The 26,381-nt window shown below is 73.7% G+C and carries 27 protein-coding genes and 1 riboswitch; of the genes, 15 read left to right on the top strand and 12 right to left on the bottom strand.

All coding sequences use genetic code 11. From position 1 onward, the window contains the following. The first annotated feature begins 94 nt into the window (after window positions 1–94). The 4 genes from D5H75_RS38870 (at window position 95) to D5H75_RS38855 (ending at window position 3,013) form a co-directional block, all read left to right on the top strand. Complete coding sequence (locus tag D5H75_RS38870) at window positions 95–646, top strand: TlpA family protein disulfide reductase (RefSeq protein WP_119931634.1); 552 nt, start codon at window positions 95–97, stop codon at window positions 644–646. Then, window positions 643–1,110, top strand: coding sequence for a S26 family signal peptidase (locus D5H75_RS38865; protein WP_119931633.1), 468 nt, complete (start codon window positions 643–645; stop codon window positions 1,108–1,110). The genes D5H75_RS38870 and D5H75_RS38865 overlap by 4 nt, the downstream gene beginning before the upstream one ends. 44 nt (window positions 1,111–1,154) lie before the next feature. Continuing rightward, entirely contained in the window at window positions 1,155–2,336 is a 1,182-nt protein-coding gene (locus D5H75_RS38860; protein ID WP_119931632.1) for an acyl-CoA dehydrogenase family protein, read from the top strand. Window positions 2,337–2,548: 212 nt separating this feature from the next. After that, window positions 2,549–3,013: an SRPBCC family protein gene (locus D5H75_RS38855; RefSeq protein ID WP_119931631.1), complete on the top strand. Its 465-nt coding sequence runs from the start codon at window positions 2,549–2,551 to the stop codon at window positions 3,011–3,013. 71 nt (window positions 3,014–3,084) lie between these two features. Here D5H75_RS38855 and D5H75_RS38850 read toward each other — a convergent pair whose 3' ends face one another. The 3 genes from D5H75_RS38850 to D5H75_RS38840 form a co-directional block, all read right to left on the bottom strand. Next, window positions 3,085–3,885: an enoyl-CoA hydratase/isomerase family protein gene (locus D5H75_RS38850; protein ID WP_119931630.1), complete on the bottom strand. Its 801-nt coding sequence runs from the start codon at window positions 3,883–3,885 to the stop codon at window positions 3,085–3,087. A gap of 41 nt (window positions 3,886–3,926) precedes the next feature. Further along, entirely contained in the window at window positions 3,927–4,877 is a 951-nt protein-coding gene (locus D5H75_RS38845) for an alpha/beta hydrolase (protein ID WP_119931661.1), read from the bottom strand. Between the two features lie 105 nt (window positions 4,878–4,982). Further along, complete coding sequence (locus D5H75_RS38840) at window positions 4,983–5,681, bottom strand: gamma-glutamyl-gamma-aminobutyrate hydrolase family protein (protein ID WP_119931629.1); 699 nt, start codon at window positions 5,679–5,681, stop codon at window positions 4,983–4,985. A 339-nt stretch (window positions 5,682–6,020) separates the two neighbouring features. On the opposite strand from D5H75_RS38840, the gene D5H75_RS38835 reads away from it, so the two are divergent. Next, window positions 6,021–7,166 (top strand): globin domain-containing protein, encoded by a 1,146-nt coding sequence (locus D5H75_RS38835; protein WP_242454764.1) that lies wholly within the window; start codon window positions 6,021–6,023, stop codon window positions 7,164–7,166. A 105-nt stretch (window positions 7,167–7,271) separates the two neighbouring features. Here D5H75_RS38835 and D5H75_RS38830 read toward each other — a convergent pair whose 3' ends face one another. Further along, window positions 7,272–8,339 (bottom strand): esterase/lipase family protein, encoded by a 1,068-nt coding sequence (locus D5H75_RS38830; protein WP_202638945.1) that lies wholly within the window; start codon window positions 8,337–8,339, stop codon window positions 7,272–7,274. Window positions 8,340–8,561: 222 nt separating this feature from the next. On the opposite strand from D5H75_RS38830, the gene D5H75_RS38820 reads away from it, so the two are divergent. Beyond that, window positions 8,562–9,641, top strand: a complete 1,080-nt coding sequence (locus tag D5H75_RS38820) for a WD40/YVTN/BNR-like repeat-containing protein (protein ID WP_119931625.1) — start codon at window positions 8,562–8,564, stop codon at window positions 9,639–9,641. Between the two features lie 180 nt (window positions 9,642–9,821). On the opposite strand, the gene D5H75_RS38815 is transcribed toward D5H75_RS38820, so the two are convergent. The 4 genes from D5H75_RS38815 to D5H75_RS38800 form a co-directional block, all read right to left on the bottom strand. Further along, window positions 9,822–10,856 carry a cation diffusion facilitator family transporter gene (locus D5H75_RS38815; protein WP_119931624.1) on the bottom strand — a complete coding sequence of 345 codons (1,035 nt, stop codon included), beginning with the start codon at window positions 10,854–10,856 and terminating at the stop codon, window positions 9,822–9,824. A gap of 101 nt (window positions 10,857–10,957) precedes the next feature. Next, window positions 10,958–12,199, bottom strand: coding sequence for an amidohydrolase family protein (locus D5H75_RS38810; RefSeq protein ID WP_119931623.1), 1,242 nt, complete (start codon window positions 12,197–12,199; stop codon window positions 10,958–10,960). Between the two features lie 276 nt (window positions 12,200–12,475). After that, entirely contained in the window at window positions 12,476–12,619 is a 144-nt protein-coding gene (locus tag D5H75_RS43835; protein WP_242454763.1) for a GPGG-motif small membrane protein, read from the bottom strand. Between the two features lie 82 nt (window positions 12,620–12,701). After that, window positions 12,702–14,879: an anthranilate synthase component I gene (locus D5H75_RS38800; protein ID WP_119931660.1), complete on the bottom strand. Its 2,178-nt coding sequence runs from the start codon at window positions 14,877–14,879 to the stop codon at window positions 12,702–12,704. Window positions 14,880–15,138: 259 nt separating this feature from the next. Here D5H75_RS38800 and D5H75_RS38795 point away from each other — a divergent pair, with 259 nt between their 5' ends. The 5 genes from D5H75_RS38795 (at window position 15,139) to mctP (ending at window position 20,065) form a co-directional block, all read left to right on the top strand. Further along, window positions 15,139–15,696 (top strand): VOC family protein, encoded by a 558-nt coding sequence (locus D5H75_RS38795; protein WP_119931621.1) that lies wholly within the window; start codon window positions 15,139–15,141, stop codon window positions 15,694–15,696. A 146-nt stretch (window positions 15,697–15,842) separates the two neighbouring features. After that, window positions 15,843–16,490 (top strand): carboxymuconolactone decarboxylase family protein, encoded by a 648-nt coding sequence (locus D5H75_RS38790; RefSeq protein ID WP_119931620.1) that lies wholly within the window; start codon window positions 15,843–15,845, stop codon window positions 16,488–16,490. A 133-nt stretch (window positions 16,491–16,623) separates the two neighbouring features. Then, window positions 16,624–16,754: riboswitch (cyclic di-AMP (ydaO/yuaA leader) on the top strand. An 8-nt stretch (window positions 16,755–16,762) separates the two neighbouring features. Next, window positions 16,763–17,917: a C40 family peptidase gene (locus tag D5H75_RS44545; protein ID WP_119931619.1), complete on the top strand. Its 1,155-nt coding sequence runs from the start codon at window positions 16,763–16,765 to the stop codon at window positions 17,915–17,917. A 313-nt stretch (window positions 17,918–18,230) separates the two neighbouring features. Further along, a complete protein-coding gene (locus D5H75_RS38780; RefSeq protein WP_119931618.1) occupies window positions 18,231–18,458 on the top strand; it encodes a DUF3311 domain-containing protein in 228 nt (75 codons plus the stop codon). Beyond that, on the top strand, window positions 18,455–20,065 hold the full coding sequence (gene mctP / locus D5H75_RS38775) for a monocarboxylate uptake permease MctP (RefSeq protein WP_119931617.1): 1,611 nt from the start codon (window positions 18,455–18,457) through the stop codon (window positions 20,063–20,065). The genes D5H75_RS38780 and mctP overlap by 4 nt, the downstream gene beginning before the upstream one ends. Before the next feature lie 41 nt (window positions 20,066–20,106). Here the strand turns inward: mctP and D5H75_RS38770 are convergent, their stop codons facing one another. Next, entirely contained in the window at window positions 20,107–20,478 is a 372-nt protein-coding gene (locus D5H75_RS38770; RefSeq protein WP_119931616.1) for a DUF6285 domain-containing protein, read from the bottom strand. A 49-nt stretch (window positions 20,479–20,527) separates the two neighbouring features. Between D5H75_RS38770 and D5H75_RS38765 the strand changes: the two genes are divergently transcribed. Continuing rightward, window positions 20,528–21,721: an acyl-CoA dehydrogenase family protein gene (locus D5H75_RS38765; RefSeq protein WP_119931615.1), complete on the top strand. Its 1,194-nt coding sequence runs from the start codon at window positions 20,528–20,530 to the stop codon at window positions 21,719–21,721. Further along, a complete protein-coding gene (locus D5H75_RS38760) occupies window positions 21,718–22,635 on the top strand; it encodes a phosphotransferase family protein (protein WP_119931614.1) in 918 nt (305 codons plus the stop codon). Before D5H75_RS38765 ends, D5H75_RS38760 begins: the two co-directional genes overlap by 4 nt. Window positions 22,636–22,644: 9 nt before the next feature. On the opposite strand, the gene D5H75_RS38755 is transcribed toward D5H75_RS38760, so the two are convergent. Further along, complete coding sequence (locus D5H75_RS38755; protein ID WP_119931613.1) at window positions 22,645–23,265, bottom strand: TetR family transcriptional regulator; 621 nt, start codon at window positions 23,263–23,265, stop codon at window positions 22,645–22,647. A gap of 387 nt (window positions 23,266–23,652) precedes the next feature. Beyond that, on the bottom strand, window positions 23,653–24,045 hold the full coding sequence (locus tag D5H75_RS38750; RefSeq protein ID WP_119931612.1) for a hypothetical protein: 393 nt from the start codon (window positions 24,043–24,045) through the stop codon (window positions 23,653–23,655). A gap of 107 nt (window positions 24,046–24,152) precedes the next feature. On the opposite strand from D5H75_RS38750, the gene D5H75_RS38745 reads away from it, so the two are divergent. Together D5H75_RS38745 and D5H75_RS38740 are read left to right on the top strand one after the other, a co-directional pair. Continuing rightward, window positions 24,153–24,680, top strand: coding sequence for an RNA polymerase sigma factor (locus D5H75_RS38745; protein ID WP_202638943.1), 528 nt, complete (start codon window positions 24,153–24,155; stop codon window positions 24,678–24,680). Further along, entirely contained in the window at window positions 24,673–25,551 is an 879-nt protein-coding gene (locus tag D5H75_RS38740; protein WP_119931610.1) for a VOC family protein, read from the top strand. The genes D5H75_RS38745 and D5H75_RS38740 overlap by 8 nt, the downstream gene beginning before the upstream one ends. Window positions 25,552–25,782: 231 nt before the next feature. Here the strand turns inward: D5H75_RS38740 and D5H75_RS38735 are convergent, their stop codons facing one another. After that, window positions 25,783–26,334 carry a TetR/AcrR family transcriptional regulator gene (locus D5H75_RS38735; protein ID WP_202638942.1) on the bottom strand — a complete coding sequence of 184 codons (552 nt, stop codon included), beginning with the start codon at window positions 26,332–26,334 and terminating at the stop codon, window positions 25,783–25,785. Between the last annotated feature and the right edge of the window lie 47 nt (window positions 26,335–26,381).

The raw sequence follows: 26,381 nt of genomic DNA, 5'->3' as shown, positions 1-26,381 counted from the left end.
CCGACCGGAACGACCGCCTGCGCCATCGGCCCCGCCGGTGGCGCAGCCGCCCCCGGCGGCCCGCCGGCCGCCGCTTTCGAGGAAGGCGAGGAACGTGGCGCTGCTGACCTCCGTGGTGATCTTCTTCTCGCTCCTGTGCGTGCTCAACCTGCTGCTGACGGTCGGCCTCGTGCGCCGGATCCGCGAGCACACCACGATGCTCCAGGACCTCACGCGGATGAGCGGGCTGCCGCCGTCCGCCGCCGTCAAGGACCTCCCCTACCCCGGTGACGAGGTCGGCGCCTTCTCCGCCGCGACCACCGACGGCGAGACGGTGACGCGCGAACTGCTGCCCGACCGGACGATCGCGATCTTCCTGGCGCCCGAGTGCGCGACCTGCCGGGAGAAGGTCCCCGCGATCGCCGCCTGGGCGCGCGGGCAGGACCGCCGCCGCGTCCTCGTGGTGATCGACGGCCAGGTGACCGACCCCGCCGACCTGGTCGAGGCGCTGAGCCCGGTCGCCCGGGTCGTCGTCGAGACCCGCGGCACCCCCGTGGCCGACGCCTTCCACGTGCGCGGCTTCCCGGCGTTCTGCGCGGTGTCCGAGGGCCGGGTCACGCTCGTGGACGTGGACTTCGCCCGCCTGCCCGCGCCGGCCCCGGCGTGATCCTCGCGCTCCCGCTCCTCCTCGCGCTCGCGGCCGCCCTGGCCTGGGCCCGCCGCCGGTACGCCGTGGTGACCGTGGACGGCGAGAGCATGTCGCCCGCCCTCAGGCCGGGCGACGTCGCGCTCGTCCGCCGGGTCCGCCCGTCGTCGGTACGGCGGGGCCAGGTCGTGGTCTTCGCCGAACGGCCGCCGCCGGAGGTCGCCGCCCTCGTGCCGCGCGACCGCGCCTGGGCGGTGAAGCGGGTGGCCGCCGTGCCCGGGGACCGGCTGCCGCCGGGCGTCCCGGCCTCCCCCGGGCAGCCGGGGCCCGCGCCCTCCGGAGCCCTGGTTCCGCCCGCGCATCTGGCGGTCCTCGGTGACAACGCGAGCCGCTCCCACGACTCCCGGCACTACGGCTGCCTGCCGTACGCCCAGGTCCGCGGGGTCGTCGTGCGGGAGCTGCGGAAGGCGGGCGAGCGGCGGTAAGCGAGCCCTTTCAAAGAAACCGAATTTGGTTCTAGTCTGGCCGCATGGACTTCAGCCTTCCCGAGAGTGCTCGGGCGGTGCGTGACGGGATCGGGGAGATCTGCGCGCGCTACGACATGGACTACTGGCAGCGGTGCGAGGCCGAGAAGCGCTGGCCGGAGGAGGTGTGGGAGGAGCTCGCCAAGGGCGGGTGGCTCGGGCTCGCGGTCCCCGAGGAGTACGGCGGGGGCGGCCAGGGCCTGCTGGAGCTGACCGTGGCCACCGAGACGCTCTCCGCAGGCGGGTCCGCGGGCGGGTCGGCGTTCACCTACGTGCTGACACCGGGGTTCGGGGCGCTCACGCTGACCCGGCACGGCAGCGAGTGGCAGCGGCGGGAGATCCTGCCCAGGCTGGCGGCCGGGACCATGGAGACGTGCTTCGCGCTGACCGAGCCGGACGCGGGGTCGAACGCGCTGGCGATCTCCACCTCGGCCCGGCGCGACGGCGACGACTTCCTGATCAAGGGCCAGAAGATCTGGATCACCGGCGTCCAGCGCGCCGAGTGGATGCTGCTGGTGACCCGCACGATCCCGGCCGCCGAGGCCAGGCCGCGCACGAACGGGCTGACCGTCTTCCTGGTCAACGTGCCCGAGGCCGTCGCCGCCGGGACCCTGTCGTACCAGGCGATCCCCAAGATGGGCGCGAACACCACCCCGTCGAACATGGTCTTCCTGGACGACGTGCGCGTGCCCGCCGACCGCGTCGTCGGCCGGGTCGACCAGGGCGCGGCCGTGCTGTGGGACATCCTCAACCCCGAGCGGATCCTGCTCGGGGCCAGCTCGGTCGGCGGGGCCGAGGTCGCGCTCAGGGTCGCCTGCGACTACGCGCGCGAGCGGGTCGTCTTCGGCCGCCCGATCGGCGCGAACCAGGCCGTGGCGTTCCCGCTCGCGCAGGTCAAGGCCAAGATCGAGCTGGCCCGGCTGATGCTCTACAAGGCGGCCTGGCTCTTCGACAACCGGGAGCCCTGCGGCACCGAGGCCAACATCGGCAAGCTCACCGCCGCGCAGGCCGCGTGGGAGGCCGCCGACCAGGCCTTCCAGGTCCACGGCGGCATGGCGTACTCCCTGGAGTACCCCGTCGCCCGTCTCCTCACCGACGCCCGCATCGGCAAGGTCGCCCCCGTCACCGAGGAGCTCCTGCTCAACTACCTCGCCACCCAGGTCCTCGGCCTCCCGCGCGGCTTCTAGCCTCCGGCGGGCTCCCGGTCCCCGCCCCTCCCACCGGTACGGCGGCGCCCCGCCGTACCGGCCGGGGGACGGGCGGGGGTCGCGCGGAGAACCGGGCGGAGATCGGGTGGAGAACGCCGAGGCGCTTGCCTGACCGGCGCGGACGGCGCAGCATGGTGCGGGTCGGGCCCCTTCGACCAGGCCGGGCCCGGAGCCCCCCGCTAGGAGCCGACATGCCCACCTCGTACGCCAGCAGCGTCCTCCCCGCGACCGCCGACGAGGTGTGGCGCTACCTCCGCGACTTCGGCAACTTCGCCGAGTGGCATCCGGCGATCGAGACCTGCGCGATCGAGTCGGGGGACCCGGCCAAGCCCGGCTGCGTGCGCCGCCTGGTGGGCCCGGACGGGAGCGTGTTCCTGGAACGGCTCGCCGAGCTCGACGACGAGGAGCGGGTGCAGGCGTACGACTTCGTGGAGAGCCCGTTCCCGGTGCGGGACTTCCACGCCACGCTGCGCGTCGCCCCGGTCACCGAGACCGAGGAGGCCTTCGTCGAGTGGCGCGCCACGTTCGAGGCCGCCCCGGCCGACGCCCTCAAGATGCAGAAGATCTTCTCTCGCGGCGTCTTCGGCGTCGGCCTGCGCGAGCTGCGCAAGCGCTACCCGGGCCCGGGGGATCCGGAGGACCGGGACGCCCGCTGACCCGGGCCGCCGCCCCCGCGTCCCCGCGCCCGTGTCCCCGCCCCCGCGTCCCCGCGCCCGTGTCCCCGCGCCTACATCCCGGCGGGGAAGGACGGCGGGCGCTTCTCGCGGACGGCGCGGACGCCCTCGGCCACGTCGGGGCCGGTGAAGCCGAGGAACTCCATCGCCAGCGAGGCGTCGAAGGACGGGCCGGCCAGCCGCAGCCAGTTGTTCAGGGCGTACTTCGTCAGCCGGATCGCCTCGGCCGAGCCGCGCGCCAGCCGTACGGCGACGTCCAGGGCGGTCTCGTGCACCTCGCCGTCGTCCACGCACAGGCTGACCAGGCCCATCCGCTCGGCCTGCTCGCCGGTCACCGGCTCGCACAGCAGCAGGTGGTACTTGGCCTTGGCCAGGCCGCACAGCAGCGGCCAGACGATCGCGGCGTGGTCTCCGGCCGCGACGCCGAGCCGGGTGTGCCCGTCGATGATCTTGGCGGTGCGGCCGGCCACGGAGACGTCGGCGAGCAGCGCGACCGCCAGGCCCGCGCCCACGGCCGGGCCCTGGATCGCGGAGACGACGGGCTTGGCGCAGTTGATGACGTTGTAGACGATGTCGCGCGCCTCCGCGAAGATCCGCATGCGGGTCGCGTGGTCGCCCATCATCTCCTCGATCATGGACAGGTCGCCGCCCGCCGAGAACGCCGTGCCCTCGCCGCGGATCAGCACCGAGCGCACGGCCGGGTCGCGGTCCACGTCGCGCCAGATCTCGGCGAGTTCCCGGTGCCCGGTCATGTCCACCGCGTTCAGCCGCCGCGGCTCGCTGATCACGATCCGCAGCACCCCGTCGGCGGCCCAGTCCACCTTCAGCCGCTCGTACGCGCCGTACTCGCTCAACCGCTCACTCCTGTCGTCTCGCCCCGGGCGCCCCGGGAGGGTCAGTCGGTCCCCGCGGGGACCGCCCCGGCCACGCCGCTCTCGCCGAACGCCGCCCGCAGGCGGTCCACCGCGTAGTCGCGGGCGGCGGACGCGGCGTCGAACAGGTCGGGCAGGGCGAAGAAGCCGTGGAGCATGCCGTCGAAGCGCCGCGTGTCCACCGGCACCCCGGCGGCGGCCAGCGCCGCGGCGTACGCCTCGCCCTCGTCGCGCAGCACGTCGCACTCGGCGGTGATCACGGTGGCCGGGGCCAGGCCGCGCAGGTCCGGCGAGCGCAGCGGCGACAGCCGGGGGTCGGCGGGGTCGGCGCCGCCGGCGTACAGGCGGGTGAACCAGGCCATCCCGTCGGCCTCCAGGCCGTACCCGGCGGCGTACTCGCGGTAGCTCGCCGTGGCCATGCCCACGTCGGTGATCGGGTAGACGAGGACCTGGTGCGCCAGCGGCAGCCCGGCGTCGCGCGCGTGCGCGGCGGCGACGGCCGCCAGGTTCCCGCCGGCGCTGTCGCCGCAGACCGCGATCGCGCCCGGATCGGCGGTGTACGCCGCGGGGTCGGCGAACAGCGCGTCCAGCACCGCGCACGCGTCCTCGGCGGCGGCGGGGAAGACGTGCTCGGGCGCGAGCCGGTAGTCCGCCGACACCACGACCGCCCCGGCGCGGACGGCCAGGTCGCGGCAGAGCGGGTCGGACTGCGCCACGCTGCCCAGCACCCAGCCGCCGCCGTGGAAGTACGCCACGCAGGGCAGCGGTTGGTCACCGGCCTCGGGCCGGTACACCCGCACCGGCACCCCGCCCGCGAGCGTGTCGGACACCCGGGGCAGTTCGATCGCCGGGCCGCGCCGCTCGGCCAGCCGGTCGATGGCCCGCATCCGGGCGATCCCGGCGGCGTTCCTGGGCACCGGCGGCGCCGCCGCGGTCATCTCCAGGAAGGCGCGGGCCTGCGGATGCAACGCCATGACCACCCCACCCGATCTCCGGCTCCTGGAGATCAGACTGTCGTACGGCCGCGCGCGCCCGCAACCTCCCCGTGCCCGCCGTACGGCCCGGGGCCCGGCGGGCGGTCAGGGCCTGGCGGCCTCGACGAGGGCCTCGAAGAGGCGCGTGTCCTCGCCGCGCTCGGGGTGCCACTGGACGCCGACGCAGAAGGAGTGGCCCTGGAGCTCGATCGCCTCGACGATCTGGTCCTCGGCCCAGGCGACCGCGAGCAGGCCGGTGCCCAGGCGGCGGACCGCCTGCACGTGGTTGACGCCGACCTCCAGCGTGTCGCCGACGGCCTTGCCGAGCTTGCTGCTCACGCTGATCTGGATCCGGTGCGGCGCCCCCGCCGTCCCGCCGCCGGCGTGGCGTTCGTGGCCGACCGCGGCGGGCAGCCACGGGGTCAGCGTGCCGCCCTGCGCCACGTTGATCACGTGCATGCCCCGGGAGATCCCGAGCACCGGCAGGTCGGCCTGGACGGCGGCGCGGGCGAGGGCCAGCTCGAACCGGTCGCGGTGCGGCTGTGGCTCCTCGGCGCGCTCGTCGCGCGTCTCGCCGTACAGCGAGGGGTCGAGCTCGACGCCGCCGGCGAGGACGAGGCCGTCCAGGCCGCTGACGTACGACTCGATGGCCTGGGGGGACAGCGGCGGCACCAGGACGGGCACGCCGCCCGCCTTCTCGATGGCCCGGGGGTAGGCGAGGGGCGACAACGCCGCCTCCCGTACCCAGGTTCCCCAGCGGGCGGCCTCCAGATACGTCGTGACGCCGATCAGCGGTCGGGGCATGCGTACTCCATCGTGCTCGACGGCCTCCCGTCCGAGGCCATCCCAATCATGGCGCACCCCCTTTCGGGTATGTCAGGAAACCGGGTATCAGTGGCGTTACTTCGTGATCTTGGGCCTCCAACCGGTTTCAATCCGTGGTCATTCATGCACTCTGCGTTCATTACTGCACATTGTTGCAAATGCAGCTAAGTGAACGATTTGATCAACTAAAAAGACTCTGAATGGAATTGCTGGAGCTTGCTCGAAATCGGTTGTGACGTCCGAGTCGGGATGTAAGACTGATTTTCGAGCGGTCGGTCGAGCCGGGGCCACCGGCGCTCGTACCCGGAATATCTGGAGGTGACGGGCAACCTAGGGTGGCGCTGGCACATGACGTTGAATCCACGTCTCGTCAAGGAGAGTTTCGCCGCCGTGGAGCGGGTGGCCGACAAGGCCACCGCGTACTTCTACGGACGGCTCTTCGCGAAGAATCCTCATCTGCGGGGAATGTTCCCCCCCTCGATGGACACGCAGCGGGACCGCCTCTTCGGCTCCCTCACCAGAATCGTCTGGAGCCTCGACAGCCCCGACGGGCTCGCCGGATACCTGGAGCAGCTCGGCCGGGACCACCGCAAGTACGGCGTCTCCGCCGAGCACTACGCGGCGATCGGCGACGCGCTGCTGGCCACGGTGCGCAAGTTCGCCGAGGAGTGGGACGAGGAGATCGAGGCGGCCTGGACCGCCGCCTACGCCGCCGCGTCCGGCCTCATGTCGCGGGCGGCCGAGGAGGACGCCGGGCAGTCCCCGCCCTGGTGGCTCGCCGAGGTGATCGACCACGAGCTCCGCACGCCCGACATCGCGGTGATCACGCTGCGGCCCGACCAGCCGATGGCGTACCGGCCAGGGCAGTACGTCAGCGTGCAGACCGCGCGCTGGCCCCGGGTCTGGCGGCCGTTCTCGATCGCCAACGCGCCGCGCGAGGACGGCACGCTGCGGCTGCACGTGCGCGCGGTGCCGGGAGGCTGGGTCAGCGGCAGCCTGGTCCGGCACACCCGCATCGGCGACACGCTCCTGCTCGGGCCGCCCGTGGGCACGATGACGCTGCCGCAGGACGCCTCACGCGACGTGCTGTGCGTCGCCGGGGGGACCGGGCTGGCGCCGATCAAGGCCCTGGTCGAGCAGATCGTCGCCGCGGGCCGGCGCCGCGAGGTGCACCTGCTGTTCGGGGCGCGGCGCGCCGAGGAGCTGTACGACCTGGCGGACCTGGCCCGGCTGGAGGCGCGGCACCCGTGGCTGCGCGTCCTGCCGGTGGTCTCCGACGATCCGGAGTACGACGGGGTGCGCGGGAAGCTGCCCGAGGTGGTGGAGCGGTTCCACTCCTGGGCCTCGCACGAGGTCTTCGTGTGCGGGCCGCCGGCCATGGTGGACGCGACCACCCAGCGGCTCCAGCGGGCGGGCGTGCCGCTCACCCGCATCCACCGGGACGCCGTGCGCGGGGCCCCTTGACTGCGCGAAGCCCCGTGAGCGGCCCCTCGTGACGCGGCTCCCCCTGAGCCGGCCCCTCTGACGCGGCTCCCCGTGACGGCGCCCGGCCCCGCCGTACGGGGGCGGCTACCAGGCCGACTGGTACTTCAGGGCGTACGACACCGCGTGCACCGGCTGGCGGGCCTCGTCGGTGTAGCGCGGCGCGGAGCCCTGGGCGGAGTTCCAGATCGTGGCGGGGAACGTGCCGAACCAGCGCTGCCACAGCCCGTTGTGGCCGATGCCCCCGGACTCGTGGTAGAGGATCTTGTGCGGGGCGGGCAGCGCCACGGCGTACGAGCCGGGGACCGTCTGGTCGGCCTCGGAACCGATCACGGTCCAGTCGGTGCGGAAGCCCGGCGACTGCGGCCGCGTCGACAGCCAGCGGGCCAGCTTGCCGCCGTCGGCCTTGCGCATCTGGTGGCACTGGAGCTTGTCGTGGCACGAGCCGGAGTAGCCGCCGTTGTGCGGGGTGCCCAGCGTGACCGCGTCCTCGACGTACAGGTAGGGCGGGAAGCCCTTCTCCTTGCGCTGCACCCCGGTCAGGGCGGCGCGCACGATCAGGCCGCCCATGGAGGTGCCGACGAGGTCCACCGCGCGGCCGTGCCGGGAGTGCTTGTCGTAGACGAGGTTCGCCAGCGCCTTGCCCAGGGTCGCGATCGAGGTGTTCGCGTCGAACTTCGACCGGCCGGGCACCGCGAGGTCGCAGCGGCGGTCGCCCTTGTAGTAGGCGACGGTCTGGATCGGCCCGCTCCAGCCGTACTCCCGCAGCAGCTCCCGCATCTCGCCGTGGGAGGCCCGGCAGTCGGTGTTCGCGCCCGTGTCCAGGCCGTGCACGAGGTAGACCGCGTCGTCCTGGCCGTCGCCGCGCGCCGGGGGCTTGGCCGGCTTGGGCGTCTTCGGCTTCTCGGGCTTGCGCTTGGCCGCCGGACGGCTCGTCCTGCCGCCGGCCCGCGACCTCACCTCGGCCGAGGCCGTACGGCCGGGCGCCGCGGAGGCGGCGGGAGCCGTCACGGAACGGGCGACGGACCCGGCGAGGGCGGCGCCCGCGGCGGCGGACGGGTCCGCGGCGGCCGGGGCGGCACCCGCTCCCAGCGCGGCGCCCGCGAGGGTCACCACCGCCTGCGCGCCGATGAGTCCACGCACGACTGCCCGCATCCGCCGACCTCCACCCGATGATCGTGAGATTTCCGCGCAACACCCTACACCGGGGTTGATCTCCCTCTTTGCCGCGCCGCCCGCCCTGTGACGCACACGTGACCTCGCCTGGCGGCACGGGGAGTGACGCCGGAATCACCGGAGTTCGTCCGCCCGGGGGCGGATCGTGCCACGATGAGACCGCTCGGCCTCCCACCTTTCCCGTATGAAGGAAGTGGACCCATGAGCGACATGATCCTCGCGATCGGCACCCGCAAGGGCCTGTTCCTCGCACGTTCCCGCGACGGAGGGCCGTTCGAGGTGGGGGAGGTGAAGTTCTCCACGATCGCGGTCCACGCCGTCGCCTTCGACACGCGCCGCTCCCCCGCCCGGCTGCTCGCCGCGATCGAGTACGGCCACTTCGGCCCGTCGGTGATGTGGTCCGACGACCTGGGCGGGACCTGGGGCGAGGCCGAGCGGCCGCCCGTCGCGTTCCCCGAGGACACCGGCACGACGCTGGAGCGGGTCTGGCAGCTCCAGGTCTCCCCCACCGAGCCCGACGTGGTCTACGCGGGCGCCGAGCCGGGCGCGCTGTTCCGCTCCGAGGACGGCGGCCGGACCTACTCGCTGGTGCGCGGGCTGTGGGACCACCCGCACCGGGCCCAGTGGCAGCCGGGCGGCGGCGGGCTCTGCATGCACACCGTGCTCCCCCACCCCTCCGACCCCAAGTCGATCGCGATCGCGGTCTCCACCGGCGGGTTCTACCGCAGCTCGGACGGCGGCCAGTCCTGGGAGGCCGCCAACCGGGGCATCCGCGCGCCGTTCATGCCCGAGGGGCAGCAGTACCCCGAGTTCGGCCAGTGCGTGCACAAGGTCGCCCGGCACCCCTCCCGGCCCGAGCGGCTGTTCCTACAGCACCACTGGGGCGTCTACCGCAGCGACGACCACGGCGCGAGCTGGACCTCCATCGGCGACTCGCTGCCCTCGGACTTCGGCTTCCCGATCGTCGTGCACCCCGAGCGGCCGGACACCGTCTACGTGATCCCGCTGCACGGCGACATGGACCGCACCCCCGTGGGCCACCGCTACCGGGTGTACCGCTCCGACGACGCCGGAGGCTCCTGGCGCCCCCTGTCGGCCGGCCTGCCCGACGAGCCGACCTACTCCTCGATCCTGCGCGACGCCATGTGCGCCGAGGGCTCGTCGGTGTTCTTCGGCACCCGCGACGGCCAGGTCTACGCCTCCCGCGACGACGGCGAGACCTGGACGACCGTGGCCCGCCACCTCCCCGATGTGCTCACCGTCCGCGCCGTCACCCTCTGACCTCCCGTCGTACGGCCCCGCCTCGCGCCCGCCGTACGGCCCCGCCTCGCCGTACGGCATGGGCGTGGAAACGAGCGGCGCCCGGTTCCGGGAGCGGAGCCGGGCGCTTCGCGTGCGGGTCGGGCCCCGCGCCGGCCGGGGCCCCCGGCTCCGCGTCCTCCTCGCCCCAAGAGGGGGCTGTCAGGCGGCGGCCGAGCGGTCCGCGGCGTGGCCGGCGGAGTGGTCCGCGTGGTGGGCGTGCAGCGGGTCGGTGTGGACGGTGGCGGCCGTGAGGTGGGGGATCGCGGCGGCCAGGGCGCGCTCGGCGGTGTGCGCGATCTCGTGGGCCTCGACCAGCGTCGAGTCCGGGGCGACGACCAGCTCGCACTCGGCGCGGAGCCGGTGGCCGACCCAGCGGAGCCGTACCGTGCGCAGGTCCAGGACGCCGGGGGTGGCGCGCAGCGTCTCGGCGGCGGTGCTCACGAGGGCGGGGTCCACGGCGTCCATGAGCCGGTCCAGGACCTCGCGGGCCGCGCCGCGCAGGGCGTGCAGGATCGCGACGGTGATCGCCAGGCCCGCGATCGGGTCGGCGGCGGGGAACCCGAGCGCGACCCCGGCGGCCCCGGCGAGGACGGCGAGCGAGGTGAGCGCGTCCACCCGCGCGTGCAGCCCGTCGGCGACGAGCGCCGCCGACCCGATGCGGCGGCCGACCCGGATCCGGTACCGGGCGACGGCCTCGTTCCCCGCGCACCCGGCGAGCGCCGCCGCCGCGACCGCCCCCAGGTGCCCGACGGGCTCGGGGTTCAGCAGCCGGTCCACCGCCTGATAGGCCGTGAACAGCGCCGACCCCGCGATCGCCAGCACGATCACCAGCCCGGCCAGGTCCTCGGCCCGGCCGTACCCGTAGGTGTACCGCGCGGTCGCGGGCCGCCGGCCGAGCAGGAACGCCGCCGCCAGCGGCAGCGCCGTGAGGGCGTCCGCCGCGTTGTGCACGGTGTCCCCCAGCAGCGCCACCGAGCCGGACAGCACGACCACCCCCGCCTGGGCGGCCGCCGTCACCGCCAGCAGCCCCAGCGAGATCCACAGGGCCCGCATGCCCGCGCGGCTGCTCTCCATCGCCCTGTGCCCGTGCCCATGCCCGTGCCCATGCCCGTGGCCGTGCCCATGCCCGTGGCCGTGCTCATGCCCGTGGCCGTGCCCGCGCCGGAGGCCGCGCAGGAGTCCGCGTACGTCCATGCCCAGAGGATGGCAAAAAAGGATCATCGCGGCGACCAGGCAGAAAGCCCTCGGCGGTAGCTGCGAAACCCCCGCACGAAGCACTCTCGCGCGGGGCGGGACTACAGGCGGTAGAGGCGGCGGGCGTTGCCCGAGCCGGTGATGTGCGCGACGCGGGCGGCGTCGGCGACGCTCAGTTCCCCCTCCGCCAGGCGCGATTCCAGGGCCCGGCCCAGGCCCCGGCGGTAGTACAGCGCGCCCAGGTGGGCGAACTCCGCAAGGCCGTAGCAGTCGGAGCTGAACAGCAGCTTGTGCCAGGGCACCAGCTCCAGGGTCTCGGCCACCACCGCCGCCGAACCGGCCGCGGTGTACGTCAGGGACAGCCCGAGGTCGGCGTACACCTGGGGGAACACCGCCGCCAGGTAGGCAGCCGAACGGTGGAACGGGTAGCAGTGCAGCAGCACGATCGGGACGCCGCTCGGCTGGGCGCGGCGCAGGAAGCCGCTCATCCGGGCCGGGTCGCAGCGGTCCAGGTCGAGGTCGGCGTCGCCGTACCCGGTGTGGAACTGCAGCGGCAGCCCGCGCTCGCGGGCGACGTCCACGCCGGTCCAGAGGAGGTTCCGCAGCAGCACCGGGTCCGAGAGCCGCGCCTTGGGGTCGGCCACGCGCCGCGCCGCCGCCGCGAGGAGCTCCCCGCGGGAGGGGGGCTCGGGGTCGAAGTCCAGGCCGCACCGGTAGGCGATGATCGTCTTGAGCGCGACCGCGCCCTCCGCGCGCCGGTCCAGCTCCTCCGACAGCCGCGAGGCGTAGTGCACCGCCGAGGCCACGTCCGCGGCCACGTCCCGCTCGACCCGCTCCAGGCGGACGATCTCGCGGGCGGTGCCCCCGCCGAGCAGCCCCATCTCGTCGGGGCCGAGGTACTCCGGCCCCGAGCCGATGCCGGTGTCCACGAGGAACGTGCGGATGCCGGCCCGGCGCAGCAGCCGCCGGTTGACCTCCTCGGCGCCCAGTTCGGCGCGCCGGGACAGGTAGACGGCGGGCTGCGCGTGGGGTTCGAGCCCGAGCACCGGGGCGCACCAGCGCCGCAGCGCCGCGCCCGCCGGGGTGTCGAAGTGGGTGGTGCCGGGCGGCGCGGGGGTGCCGGCCTCGGTCACGAGCAGTTCGAAACGGGCCCGCCCGAGGTCGTCCCTGCGCACGCCGTGGCAGTGGTGGTCGATGAGCGGCCCGAGCAGCGCCTCGCGCACCGCGTCGGGCAGCCGCAGGCCGGCGAGCTCCTCGCCCGGCGCCCCGGTGGCGGGGCCCCGCGGCGGCTCGCCCGTGAGGGGGTCCTCTCGTCCGATGTCAGTGCCGGCGTCCGAAACCATTCTCCCGCCCCGTGTCCACGTGATCCGCGTCGGGCGCGCGGTCCCCCGCGCCCCCGTCTGTAGGACTGTACGGCGGGGCGGGGTTCCGTGCCCGGTAGTTGGGGCGGGAGCGGGGCGGGGGTTTCGCGGACCCGGGCCACGAATGTGGGTCAGAACGCCCGGAGAGACGTCCGCTCACCCCCGCCCGCTCCCTCGGCCGGGCCTCCGGCGGACCCCGTGCCGGAGACTCGGCCGAAGCTCAGCGGCCGTACGGCCGCTCCGGCCGGTGATGGGGCGCTACCCGAAGATGCTGTAGCCGCCCGGGCCGACCAGCAGGCCGACGACGATGAGGACGATGCCCCAGAGGAGCTGTCCGCGGAGAAGGGACACGACCCCGGCGATCACGAGGATCGCCGCGATGATAAATAGCAAAGTACCCATGGCGGCGGTTTCCCCGACGAAATGGCGACTAATCATCGCCGGGGGTTTACCGCCGCCATATCCGCACGTGAACGGGGCGTTTTCAGTTTCCGCGCACGGCCTCGGGACGGCACGCGCGCAGCACGTTGGCGATGATCCGCGCGCCCGCGCCACCCTCGGTGGACAGGATCGACTCGGGGTGGAACTGCACCGCGAACCGCCGGTTGCCGGGGTCCTCGATCGCCATGACCGCGCCGTCCGGGGTCGTGGCGGTGACGGCGAACCCGCGCACGCCCTCCGTCCTGGCGTGCAGCGAGTGGTACCGCGCCGCGGTGAACTCCGCGGGCAGCCCGGCCAGCAGCTCGCCGGGCTCCAGCACGCCCACGCGCCCGCGCTTGCCGTGCTCGGGCTCGCCCAGCAGCGACAGCTCGCCACCGGCGTGCTCGACCATCGCCTGGAGCCCGAGGCACACCCCGAAGACCGGCAGCCCCCTGGCGTACACCGCGTCGAGCAGCGCCGTGGTGCCGAAGTCGGACGGCCAGCCGGGGCCGGGCGACAGGACCACCAGATCGGGCGCGATCTCGTCGAGCATCGCGAGCGGGAACCCGTGCCGCAGCGTGGTCACCGAGGCGTCCTGCTGGCGGAAGTAGTCGGCGAGCGTGTTGACGAAGGAGTCCTCGTGGTCCACGAGCAGCACGGTCAGCCCGCTGCCCGGCCGCTCCCCCGCGGCGGGCCCGTCCGGCACGGCCTCCGCGGCGGCCGCGGGCCGGGAGGTGGCCGCGGCCAGGGCGCCGAGCAGGGCGCTGGCCTTGAGCTCGGTCTCGCGCTCCTCGGCCTCGGGGTCGGAGTCGTACAGCAGCGTCGCCCCGGCGCGGACCGAGGCCACGCCGTCGCGGATCTGGGCGGTGCGCAGGGTCAGGCCGGTGTTCATGGAGCCGTCGAAGCCGACGTAGCCGACGGCCCCGCCGTACCAGCGGCGGGGGTCCGGCTCGTGGTCCTCGATGAACTGCATGGCCCAGGTCTTGGGCGCGCCGGTGACGGTGACCGCCCACATGTGGGTGAGGAACGCGTCGAGCGCGTCGAACTCCGGCCGCAGGCGGCCCTCGATGTGGTCCACGGTGTGGATGAGGCGGGAGTACATCTCGATCTGGCGGCGGCCGATGACCTTGACGCTGCCGGGGACGCAGATGCGCGACTTGTCGTTGCGGTCCACGTCGGTGCACATCGTCAGCTCCGACTCCTCCTTGACGGAGCTGAGGATGGTGCGGATGTTCTCGGCGTCCTCGACCGGGTTGGCGCCGCGCGCGATCGTCCCGGCGATGGGGCAGGTCTCCACCCGGTCCCCCGACACCCGGACGTACATCTCGGGGGACGCGCCGACCAGGTGCTCGCCGTCGCCGAGGTTGAAGATGAACTCGAACGGGGCGGGGTTGGTGAGCCGCAGGTGGCGGAAGAAGTCCGAGGGCGACTCGCAGGAGGCGTGGAAGACCTGGCTGGGCGTGGTCTCGAACAGGTCGCCGCGCACGAACCGCTCCTTGGCGTCGCGCACCATCTGGGCGTACGTCCCGGGGACGGGCGCGGGCGGGATCTCCCTGGCCGGCCGGGGCGGGGCGGTCTCCCCCTCGCGCGGCAGACCGGCGGTGGACACCCCGTCCACGGCGAACTCGTAGAGGAACTCCAGGCTGGTCTCGCGCTTGCGGTCGATGACCAGCACCCGGTCGGGCAGGTGGAGCACCAGGTCGCGCTGGTCGCCCGGGCGCTCCTTGGCGAGCTTGAGCGGCTCGAACTGGAGGGCCAGGTCGTAGCCGAACGCGCCGTACAGGCCCAGGTGCGGGTCCTCGCCCTTGAAGGCGGCGACGACCTCGCGCAACGCCGAGAAGACGGTGGCGCGGCGGCTGCGCAGCTCCTCGGGGAGGATCTCCTCGCTCTCGGGGACGTGCACCTCGACCCGGTCGGCCGTCGGCTCGCCGGTCGGCTTGCCCACGGCGAGCAGGCAGCTCGCGACGACCGGGAGCACGACCCGGCCGCGGTCGTTGAGCGCGCGGGCCTCGATGCGCCGGCCCCGGGCGACCACCTCCAGGCAGGGGTCCACATAGCCGAGGTGCCAGCGGCTGTACCGGCCGGGATACTCCATGCCCGAGGACAGGACGCCGCCGCGGCGGGTCCCCACCGCGGTGATCACGTCCTCGAGTTCCTGCTCCGAGACCGCGGCGACCCGCCGCGTCACATGCACGCCGCCCGCGGTCAGGTACTCCGCCGACTGGAATTCCGCTGTGTCCACGCTCACTCCGCCTCGTGGCCCCCGGTGGACAACGAAAAAGCCGCCCGGCGGGGGCGGCTGCTCGATTTGCCTTGGGGTGTGCGAATCCCGCGCCGCCTGCTAGCGGCGCCACCACATGGCGTTTCGGGATCGCATGCGCCGATGGTACCAGCCCCGGCGGGATACGGCAGGGGGACGCGCGGGCCGCGAGGCCCTATTGTGGAGGGATAAGTGACCGGTTACCGCCGGGCGCGCCGACGCCCGCGGGGAGGAGGCCGCCGTGGGCCGTACGAACGAGGAGTTCGAGCTGCGGGGGGTCAACCACCTCGCCCTGGTCTGCTCCGACATGAAGCGCACCGTGGACTTCTACTCGGGCGTGCTCGGCATGCCGCTGATCAAGACGATCGAGCTGCCGATGGGCTGGGGCCAGCACTTCTTCTTCGACTGCGGCGGCGGGAACGCGCTGGCGTTCTTCTGGTTCCCCGACGCGCCCGAGCCGGTGCCCGGGGTTTCCGCGCCCAAGGGCCTGCCCGACCGGGGCGAGCTGCTGTCGGCGGTGGGCTCCATGAACCACATCGCCTTCGACGTGCCCCCGGAGAGGATCGAGGAGTACCGCGACCGGCTGATCGCCAAGGGCGTGGACGTGGGCGTGCTGCTCAACCACGACGACAGCGAGTTCGGGGTGGCCCCCGAGGTCCACGACGGGGTGTTCGTGCGGTCGATCTACTTCAAGGACCCCGACGGCATCCTGATCGAGTTCGCCTGCTGGCAGCGTGAGCTGGGCCTGCCCTCCGACGTGCGGCACGAGCCCAGGACCGCCGCCGACCGCACCGTCTGACCCCACCGGCCGCACCCCCGCCGGCCGCACCCCGCCGGACGCCCCCCCGCCGGACGAACGACCACCCCGCCGCGCGGCCGTACGCCCCCGCCGGCCGGTCCGGCTCCGGCAAGCCCCTCTCGCCGCTCGCCCGAAAGGACGCCGTCATGCCCCGCCTGCGCCAGGTCAGCCGTGCCGAGGTGACCGACGACCTCGTCCGCTTCTTCTATGACCGCCTCTTCGGCGAGGACCGCGATCCGGCGGCCGAGCCGGGCACGGCGACCGGGAGCCCCGGCACGTGGTGGACGGTCTTCGCGCTGGATCCGGTGATCTTCAGGCACTGCGTGAAGGGGTTCCAGCTCTACCGGGAGTCGAAGCTGGACCCGGTGCTGCGCGAGCTGGGGCAGACCCGGGCCGGGTGGGCGCGGGGCAGCCAGTTCGTGTTCTCGCAGCACTGCAAGCAGATGCGGGCGCTGGGCGTGCCGGAGGAGAAGATCGCGGCGATCCCGTCCTGGCAGGTGTCGGAGCACTACGACGAGCTGGAGCGGGCGGTGCTCGCCTACACCGACGCGCTCGTGCTCGACGGCGGCCGGGTGGCCGACGAGGTCTTCGACGTCCTGCGGCGGCACCTGGCGGACGAGCGGATCCTGGAGCTGACCTACATCGTCTGCCTCTACGAGATGCACGCCACGATGTCCCGGGCGCTGCGGCTGGAGTTCGACGACCGGCCGGAGCCCGTCGTGGAGGTGCCCGCGCCCGAGGGGTACGGCACGCGCGACATCGCCGACGAGGTCGCCGGCGAGGCCCGAAGGTAGATCTTTATGTCCAGGATTGGGCATTTTTGTCACCTATTTACTAGGCTGCCCGTTACCGATCGGTAATCAGCTCTCACCCGGAGGGCGCCCGATCGGCCGCCGAATCTCGCGCGCCGCCCAAGGGACGGCCCGGACATCACCGGGCCGGCGTCGCGCGGAGCCGGGGACCCAACGCTCCCTGGGGTGAATCCGCCGCACGCCGGCGGTAGGGCGTCTCCTGGCCCGAACCCGTCAGCTAACCCGGTAGGCGGGCAAGGAGAAAGAGCCACTCTTTGGATCCCATCGCCTCCCGGCTGCTCAAGGCCGCCCAGAACGAGGTCGGTCAGAAGGAAGGCGGCGACGGCCGCACGAAGTACGGCGACTGGTACGCCGCGCAGATCTCCAAGGAACCCGCCCAGCAGGCGCAGCCCTGGTGCGGCAGCTTCGTGGCCTGGGCCGCGGACCGGGCCGGCGCCGAGAAGTACGTCGGCCAGTTCGCCCACGCCCCCTCGCAGGCCGCCTGGTTCAAGAGCTATGACGCCTGGTCGACCAAGCCCGAGCCGGGCGCGGTCGCGTTCCTGAGCCTGAAGAAGCCCGGGGCCATCGACCAGGTCGGCATCGTGGAGAAGGTCGAGAACGGCAAGATCCACACCATCGAGGGCGACGTGAACGGCGTCGCCGTCCAGCGGATGGTCCGCGACCAGAGCCAGGTGGCCGGGTACGGCCTGCCGCGCGAGGTCAAGGCCGCCACCACCGCCAAGCCCCTGCTCACCGGCACCACCGACGCCACCTACTTCTGGGACGACGGGTCCGGGATCAACGGCGACACGGGCGCGCCGTACTCCGGCAAGCCCATGCAGAAGGGCCTGTTCGCCAGCCCGAGCTGGCCGCAGGGCACCGAGGGCTACGTCTACTACAAGGGCAAGAAGGCCAAGTTCTTCATCGGCGACCTCGGCCCCGGCGCGCCCTCCTCCGACGGCACGATGCTCGACATGGACGGCATGACCTTCGCCGACCTGGTCGGGGGCTCCTGGAACCCCGGCCCGCGGATCGTCGAGCCGACCGGCACGTGGAAGATCCACGTCAAGTACGAGATCACCAAGTGGGGCCCGGGCATGGGCGTGCGGGACCACCCCCGCCCGTACTCCGAGCGCGCCTTCCGGGTGATGGAGGAGGACCGGCAGCAGGCGCCCAAGGTCAAGGCCGCCAAGGCGGTGACCGCCGCGTCCAAGACCCCCGCGACGATCCAGACCTGCGCCGACTCGGCCGTGCTGAAGACGCGCCCGGTCTCCACCCCGGCGGCCAGCCCGGTCGCCGCCCGCGAGGAGATCCCCGCGGGCTGGCCGGTCAACCCGGCGGGCATCGTGGCGATCCTGCTGTGCCTGCTGCTCGTGGCCGCCTCCGCGCGGGTACGGCGGGCACGCCTCGACCGCCGCGGCGAGGACTGACCGGCCGGCCCCGCACGAGGACCGGCCGCACGCCGTACCGGAGACGGAGCGGCGCGCCGCCCCCGAGACGGAGCGGCGCGCCGTGCGCGAGGCGGCCCCGGCGGAACGCGGACCTGACGGACCGCGGGACGCCGGGGCCGCCTCGTCTCACATGTCGGGAAGCGGGTAACGGGCGCTTGTTCTACTTGTGACCTTCCCACCCCTGTTGACGTCGCCGTGATCGACACTATGCTGCGGCGTCACTACAGGGAATTGGGACACCCCGAACCCATTGGGGTGTCCGCATTGTGAGATACGAGAAGGGTCGCAGAGCATGTCGGACACCCCGCCGGAGGAACGGGCCGGGGATCGCAGCCCGTGGAACTGGCTGCTGATCCCGCCGATCGTGATCCCCCTGCTGACGTTCCTGTTCAACTTCGATGAGCCGCGCCTGCTGGGTTTCCCGGCCTTCTACTGGCTCCAGCTCGCCTTCATCGTGCTCGGCGTCATCTGCACCAGCGTGGTCTACCAGATGACCAAGCGGAAGCGGAGCGCCGAGTGAGCGAGCACATCACCGAACTGATCGTCTTCGGCGCGCTGTTCGTCCTGGTCAGCGCCGTCGGCTTCGTCGCGGCCCGCTGGCGCCGCCCCTCGACCATGGAGCACCTGGACGAGTGGGGCCTGGGCGGCCGCAACTTCGGCTCCTGGATCACCTGGTTCCTCGTCGGCGGCGACCTGTACACCGCCTACACCTTCGTCGCCGTGCCCGCGCTGGTCTTCGGCGCCGGCGCGCTCGGCTTCTACGCCGTGCCGTACACCATCGTGATCTACCCGATGGTGTTCCTCGTGCTGATCCGCATGTGGTCGGTGTCGCACGTGCACGGGTTCGTCACCCCCGCCGACTTCGTGCGGGCCCGGTTCGGCTCCCCCACGCTGGCGCTGGTCATCGCGATCACCGGCATCGTGGCGACCATGCCGTACATCGCGCTCCAGCTCGTCGGCATCGAGGCCGTCCTGAAGACGATGGGCGTGACCGGCCACCTGCCGATCATCATCGCGTTCGCCATCCTGGCGGCGTACACCTACCAGTCGGGGCTGCGCGCGCCGGCGCTGATCGCCTTCGTCAAGGACACGCTGATCTACATCGTGATCCTGGCGGCGGTCATCTACATCCCCGCCAAGCTGGGCGGCTGGGGCTCGATCTTCGAGGCGGCCGAGGCGAAGTTCAAGGCGTCCCCCAACACGGGCGACGGCACGCTGCTCAACATGAACAACCAGCTCCAGTACATCACCCTGGCGTTCGGGTCGGCGCTGGCGCTGTTCCTCTACCCGCACAGCCTCACCGGCGTGCTCGCGTCCAAGAACCGCGACGTGATCAAGCGGAACATGTCCGCGCTCCCGGCCTACAGCTTCCTGCTGGGCCTGATCGCGCTGCTCGGCTTCATGGCGATCTCCGCCGGGATCAAGCCCATCGTGGGCGAGAACGGCAAGCCCGACGCCAACACCGTCGTGCCGCAGCTCTTCGACCAGATGTTCCCCGACTGGTTCGCGGGGGTGGCCTACGCCGCCGTCGGCATCGGCGCGCTGGTCCCCGCCGCGATCATGTCGATCGCCGCGGCGAACCTGTTCACGCGCAACATCTACAAGGAGTACCTCCGCAAGGACGCCTCCCCCGCCGACGAGGCCAAGGTCAGCAAGCTGATCTCGCTGGTCGTCAAGGTCGGCGCGGTGCTGTGCATCCTGCTGCTCGACCCGCAGTTCTCGATCGACCTGCAGCTCATCGGCGGCGTCATCATCCTGCAGACGCTCCCGGCGGTGGCCCTCGGCCTCTACACCCGCTGGTTCCACCGCGCCGGTCTCATCGCCGGATGGGCGGCGGGCATGGCCGCGGGCATGTGGCTGCTCTACCAGATCCCGAACCCGGCCTCCGGCAAGGCGCACTTCGGCGGCTCGGCGTTCCCGCTGGAGAAGCTGGGCTTCGACACCAAGATGACGCTGTACGCCGGCATCCTGGCGCTGGCCGTCAACCTCCTCGTCGCCGCGATCGTCACGCTGATCTCCCGCGCCGCCAAGGTCGCGGACGGCGTGGACGCCACCAAGCGCGCGGACTACTTCGCCGACGAGGGCGACCCCAAGGTCAAGGAGCTGGACCTGAGCGCCGCCCACTGATCCGGCCCGATCCCCGGCGCGCCGCCCCGTACGGCGGCGCGTCAGGACTCCCCGAGGTATGCGGGGTTCGCGACCCTGAGCTTGTCGCGCACGCTCTCCCTGAGCAGGCGCACGAGCTCGGGGTCGCCGTCGTTCAGGCGCCCCTCGCGGATCGCCCGCGCCAGGTCCGCGTCGTCCGCCGCGCCGAGGGCGGCCAGCCGTACGGCGTGGGCCTCCGCGTCGGGCCCGCCGTGCCGCAGCTCGCGCTCGACCATGGACAGGACGTTGGCGGCGACGCGGGCGTGGAAGCGGACGCGGCCCTCGGCGGCGGGCACCACGTCGCGCTCCAGGAACGTCCGCACCGCCGCGACCAGCTCCGGCGCGGACGGGATGTCGTGGGGGCCCGTCGCGGGACGGGCGTGCGGTTCGGGCATCAGTGATCCCTTATTGACCCGGCAACGAGTGTGCGGGAACGATGCTGCCATGAGCTTCGAGGTGCCGGAAGGCGTCCGGCCGGTGCGGGACGCGGTGCACGCGTTCATGGTGGAGCGGGTCGAGCCCGCGGAGGCCGCGCTCCGCGCGGGCGGGGACGAGGCGGACGCGCTGCTGCGGGAACTGCAGCGCGACGCCAAGCAGGAGGGGCTGTGGGCCCTCGGGCATCCGAAGGAGCTGGGCGGCGGCGGCCTGCCGTTCCTGGACTACGTGTACGTCAACGAGGTGCAGGGCCGCAGCGAGTTCGGGCAGCTCGCGCTGGGCACGTTCACGCTGCAGGACTCCCTGATGCTGCACCGGCACGCCGGGGAGGAGCAGCGGCTGCGGTTCCTGGAGCCGCTGGTGCGCGGCGACATCTGGCCCAGCTTCGCGATGACCGAGCCCGGCGTGTCGTCCTCGGACCCGACGCAGCTCCGCACGCGCGCGGTCCTCGACGGGGACGAATGGGTGATCACCGGGCGGAAGTGGTTCACGACGCTCGCCAACCGCGCGGCGTACACCACGGTCATGGTCCGGACCGAGCCCGAGGACGTGCCCGCCCACCGGGCCTTCTCGATGATCCTCGTGCCCACCGACACCCCCGGCTACCGCATCGTGCGCGAGACGCCCGTCCTCGGGCTCGACGGCGGGCACTGCGAGGTCGTGTACGACGACGTCCGCGTGCCGGCGGAGAACCTCCTCGGGCCGCGCGGCCACGGGTTCGTGATCGCGCAGGAGCGGCTCGGGCCCGGCCGGATCTTCCACTGCATGCGCTGGCTCGGGCAGGCGCAGCGGGCGTTCGACCTGATGTGCGCGCGGCTGCACGACCGGACCGCGTTCGGGGAGCCGCTGGCCCGCAAGCAGCTCATGCAGCAGCACGTCTTCGAGTCGTTCGCCGAGATCCAGGCCGCCCGGCTGCTCACCCTCCAGGCCGCGCACCGGATCGACACCGGGGACCAGGCCCGGGTCGAGATCGGGGTGATCAAGGTGGTGGGGGCGCGGATGCTGCACAACGTGATCGACCGCGCGATCCAGGTCTTCGGGGCCGAGGGCCTGACCGACGACACCCCGCTGGGGCACATGTACCGGCACGCCCGCGCGGGCCGCGTCTACGACGGGCCCGACGAGGTGCACGTCCACACCGTCGCGCGGCGGCTCCTGCGGGAGTACGCCGACGGCCGCACCTGGGACTTCGGCCTGCGATGACGGAGCCGGAGGAGCTGGTCAGGCGGGTGCTGGGGGCGGGCACGGCGGTCGGCGGGGTGCGGCGGCTGTCGGGCGGGGCCTCGCGGGAGATGTGGTCGCTGACGGCGGACGGGCGGCCGCTGATCCTGCGGCGCGGCTCGCCCGGGATGACGGTGGACGCCGGGGCCGGGCTCGCCGTCGAGGCCGGGCTCATGCGCGCGGCGCTCGCGGCCGGCGTCCCGGTGCCGGCGATCGTGGCCGCCGGGGACGACTTCATCCTCATGGAGCACGTCGAGGGCGAGACGATCCCCCGGCGCATCCTGCGCGACCCTCGGTACGCCGGCGCGCGGCCGAACCTGGCGGACCAGTGCGGGCGGATCCTGGCCGCGATCCACCGCATGCCCCCGCCCGCCGTGCTCACCGAGGCCCCCGACCCGCTGGAGTTCTGGCGCTCGGTGCTCGACGCCTGCGGGGAGCCGCACCCGGTGTTCGAGTGGGCGTTCGTACGGCTGGCGCGCACGCGCCCGCCCGCCCGCCGTACGGCCGTCGTGCACGGGGACTTCCGGAACGGGAACCTGATCGTCGGGCCGGAGGGGGTGCGCGCGGTGCTCGACTGGGAGCTGGCGCACCTGGGCGACCCGGTGGAGGACCTGGGCTGGCTGTGCGTGCGGGCCTGGCGGTTCGGCTCGCCGCTGCCGGTCGGCGGGTTCGGGACGTACGACCGGCTGGTGGCCTCCTACGAGAAGGCCGGCGGGGACCCGGTGGACCCGGCGGCGCTGCGCTGGTGGGAGGCGTTCGGCGTGCTCAAGTGGGGGATCATCTGCGTGATGCAGACGCTCCGCCACGTGCGCGGCGGTGAGGACTCGGTGGAACTGGCCGCCCTCGGCCGCCGCGTCTGCGAGAACGAGTGGGACCTGCTGGAGCTGCTCGGGTAGGGCGGGCGGTCAGGCGCTCATGGACGCCTCGGAGGAGCCCCGGATCGCGGCCACGATCACGTCCACCAGGCCCTCCACGACCTCGCGGCGGTCCACCTCCTGGTGGTCGAGCCACCAGTCCCCCGCCGCCTGCACCATCCCGACGTAGGCGTGCCCGAGCACCTGGGCCCGCACCTGGTCCGTGATCACCCCGGTGCTGAGCAGCACCCCGGCGAGCTCCTCCCCGACGCCGCGCGCCACCGACCCCACGTGCCGCTGCATGCGGCTGTCCTCGGCGGTCACCCGGTGCACCAGGAACCGGTACAGGTTCAGGTTCGCCGACACCGCGTCGAAGTAGGCCCCGATCGTCCCCCGGGCCCGCTGCCGCAGCCCGACCCCGGGCCGCCGGAACTCCTCGCGCACCGAGTCCACCAGCGCGCGGATGTGCCGGTCGGCCAGCGCCTGGAACAACCCGCCCTTGTCCCCGAAGTGCCGGTAGAGGATGGGCTTGGTGATCCCCGCCTCCGCGGCGATCGCGGCCATGGAGGCCTCCGGCCCCTCCCGCCGGATCACCCGGTCGGCGGCGTCCAGCAGCGCCCGGCGGCGTTCCGGATCCCGCCGCCCGCCACCGTCGAACCCCTCCGTCCGCACGCCCCCATGATTGCACGGCAAACGGCCCCGGCCCCCTTCCCCATCCACCCCCGCGACGACACGCCCCCACCCCGCGCCCAACCGCCCGCCCCCGCCCCACACGCCTCCCCCACACCCACCCCACCCACCGCCCCCCGCCCTCGCCGTGGCCCGCCCTCGCCGTGATCTCGCGATCGTGAGCCCGGGAAACGAGACGCCGGCAGGAACCACAGGGCGTGCGCGATCGCAAGATCACGGCGCTCCTCGGGGGGCGTGCGTCCCTCGCGGCGAGGTGAGCGCGCCCATGCCCCTGGGCGGGATCACGGGGTCAGGGGAGGCGGCGGGGATCGCCGGGCCTTCGCGCATCGCCGTACGGCGTGCTGGTCCGGCTGCGCCGGGCGCAGGGCGTCAGGAAGGGGTGCGGGCGGAGGGGGCCTTCAGGAGGGCTCGCCAGCGGGGGAGTTCGGTGCAGGTGGTGGCGAGGGCCACGGCCGTGGCCGCGGTGGCCGCCACGGGGGGCCAGGCGGCCCAGGAGGCGGCCGCCGCCACCGCTTGGTGGAGGATGACCAGGGCGATCGTCACCGGGCCGGGGACGGGGACTATCACGTGGGCCTTGTCGCCGGGGGTCGCGAAGATCGTGGGGAGGGCTATGAGGACCACCACGGAGAGGGCGGCCAGCCAGGGGGAGTACGGCGCCAGCGCCCAGGGGGCGGCCACCCAGGCGGTGATCTCGGTGAGGAAGCGGAGCACGGAGGCGACGCGGCTGTCGGGGATCTCGCCGCCGGGGCTGGTTCTCGGCACGCGGCGCACCCTATCCGGCGACCGGGCGGGAGGGCACTCCCGCGGCCCGCGCGAAAAAAATCGGAGCGCACCCGTCGGAGGGCGGGGGGTTCGGGCGATGTAGGGGTGTGGAACGGCCGGCGGGAGTGGAGTCCGACCCCGGGACGGCGCTGCTGGAGCTGTACGACGCGGCGCTGCCCGAGGTGTACGGGTACCTGCTGTCCCGGTGCGGGCAGCGGGCGCTCGCCGAGGACCTGACGGCGGAGACCTTCCTCGCGGCGGTGGAGGCGGTGCGCCGCGCGCCGCCTCCCGAGATCGGGGTCGCCTGGCTGGTGGGGGTGGCGCGGCACAAGCTCGCCGACCACTGGCGGCGGGCCGGCCGGGAGGAGCGGGGGCTGCGGCGGGCCTACGACGGGCGGGCCGAGGTGGACGACCCGTGGGGCGGGTTCCCCGACGCGCTCGCCGCGCGGCAGGCCCTCGCCGAGCTGGGGGCGCACCACCGGGCGGCACTGACCCTGCGCTACCTCGACGGGCTCCCCGTCCCCGAGGTCGCCGCGCTGCTGGGCCGCACCGTCCACGCCACCGAGGCGCTGCTCGTGCGGGCCCGGGCGGCGTTCCGGAAGGCGTACGCGGGAAAGGAGGAGGGCGGTGGCTGACCCCTTCGAGTCCCTGCGGGCGCCGTACGAGCCGGTCGAGCCGGACCCGCTGTTCGCCGAACGGCTCCGCGACCGCCTCTGGCGCGCCGTCCTGGACCGCCCCGCCGTACGGCCGGACGGCGGCGACCGGACGGATGAATCCGACATCTACGAAGGAGACGACATGAGCACCGTGACCGTGCTGCGCCAGGGCGATGTCGGATTCGCGGATCTCGCGGTCCCCGACACCCGGCGGGCGGCCGCCTTCTACGCGAACGTGCTCGGCTGGCGCTATGACGAGGAGGGCCGGCGGGTCCTGGACGTCACGCCCGCCCACGGGCTGTGGGCGGACGAGGGGCGCACGCTGTTCCTCGTCTTCCAGGTGGACGACGTGCGCGCCGCCGTCCGGCGGGTCCGCGCGGCCGGGGGGCGCGCCGAGGAGCCCGCGAGCAAGCCGTACGGCCTGGTGGCCGACTGCGAGGACGACCAGGGGCTGCGGTTCGCGCTGTACGAGGACGCGGGGCACGGCCGGGCGACGGAGAGCCCGCGCCCGGGGGACCTGGCGTACGTCACGATCGAGGTGCCTGACGCGGCGCGCGCCCGCGCGTTCTGGGGGGACGTGCTGGGCTGGGAGTTCACGCCGGGCAGCGTGCCCGAGGGGTGGAACGTGCTCCGCCGGGGCGCCGAGCTGCGCCCGATGACCGGGCTCCAGGGGGCGGCGCCGAAGGCGGCCGTGATCCCGATGTACGCCGTCGCGGACGTGGCGGCGGCGGTGGCGCGGGTCCGCGGCGGCGGCGGCACGGCGGGCGAGCCCCAGCCGCGACCGTACGGGTTCCTCGCCGAATGCGAGGACGACCAGGGCATGCGCTTCTACCTGGGCCAGCTCACGTAGGACCGGTGCACGGCGGGGCGCCCGGTCCGGCCGCGCGCCCCGCCGTTCCTGTGCTCCCGCCTCGACGCCGCTCCCGGTCCGGGCCGGGTGTTCCGCCGTGCGCGCGCTCGCGGCGCGGCCGGCTCCCCCGCCCCGTCGTACCCGCGCTCCCGGCATGGCCGGCTCCCCCGTCCGGCCTCGTGCCCCGCCGTACCCGGGCTCCCGTCGCGGGGCGGCGGCTTCGCGGCGGGGTCAGGACAGGAGGGTGCGGGCCAGGTGGGTCAGGGCGGCCTTGACGCGGTCGGGGGTCAGGGCGCGGTCGGTGCGCTGGTGGATGTAGACCTCGGGGGCGAGGGGGGCCAGGAGCAGGTCGATGGCGGCGTCCGGGTCGGGGAGGGCGGCCTCGGCCAGGAGGGCGCGGACGTGGACGCGCCAGAAGCCGTACGCGCCGGTGGTGAAGCGGGGCGCGCCGGTCTCGATGCCCAGCAGCAGGTGGGCGTGGGCCTCCAGGAGATCGACCATCGCGGCGTAGAACGCGGCCAGGCGCTCGGCCGGCGGCGCGCCGGGGCCGAGGGGCGGGTCCCCGCCGAGCAGGCGGGCCTGCAGGTCGCGTTCGTGCTCGTCGAGGAGGGCGGTCGCGATCGAGGCGCGGTCGGGATAGCGCCGGTAGAGCGTGCCCCGGCCGACGCCCGCCGCCTTGGCGATCTCGTCCATCGTGACGTTGGGCGCGCCCTTGGCCGCGAACAGCTCCGCGGCGGCGGCCAGGATGCGGGCCCGGTTGCGGGCGGCGTCGGCTCTCTCCATGCCGGACAGCATAACTGGACACGCTGTCCGCTTCGGGTCTATGGTGA

Origin of the sequence: Bailinhaonella thermotolerans, assembly GCF_003594875.1 — a bacterium.
In the GTDB taxonomy this organism is placed as follows: Bacteria; Actinomycetota; Actinomycetes; order Streptosporangiales; family Streptosporangiaceae; genus Bailinhaonella; species Bailinhaonella thermotolerans.
Note: the sequence above shows the minus strand (reverse complement) of the source record. Positions and strands in the feature narration are given on the sequence as shown.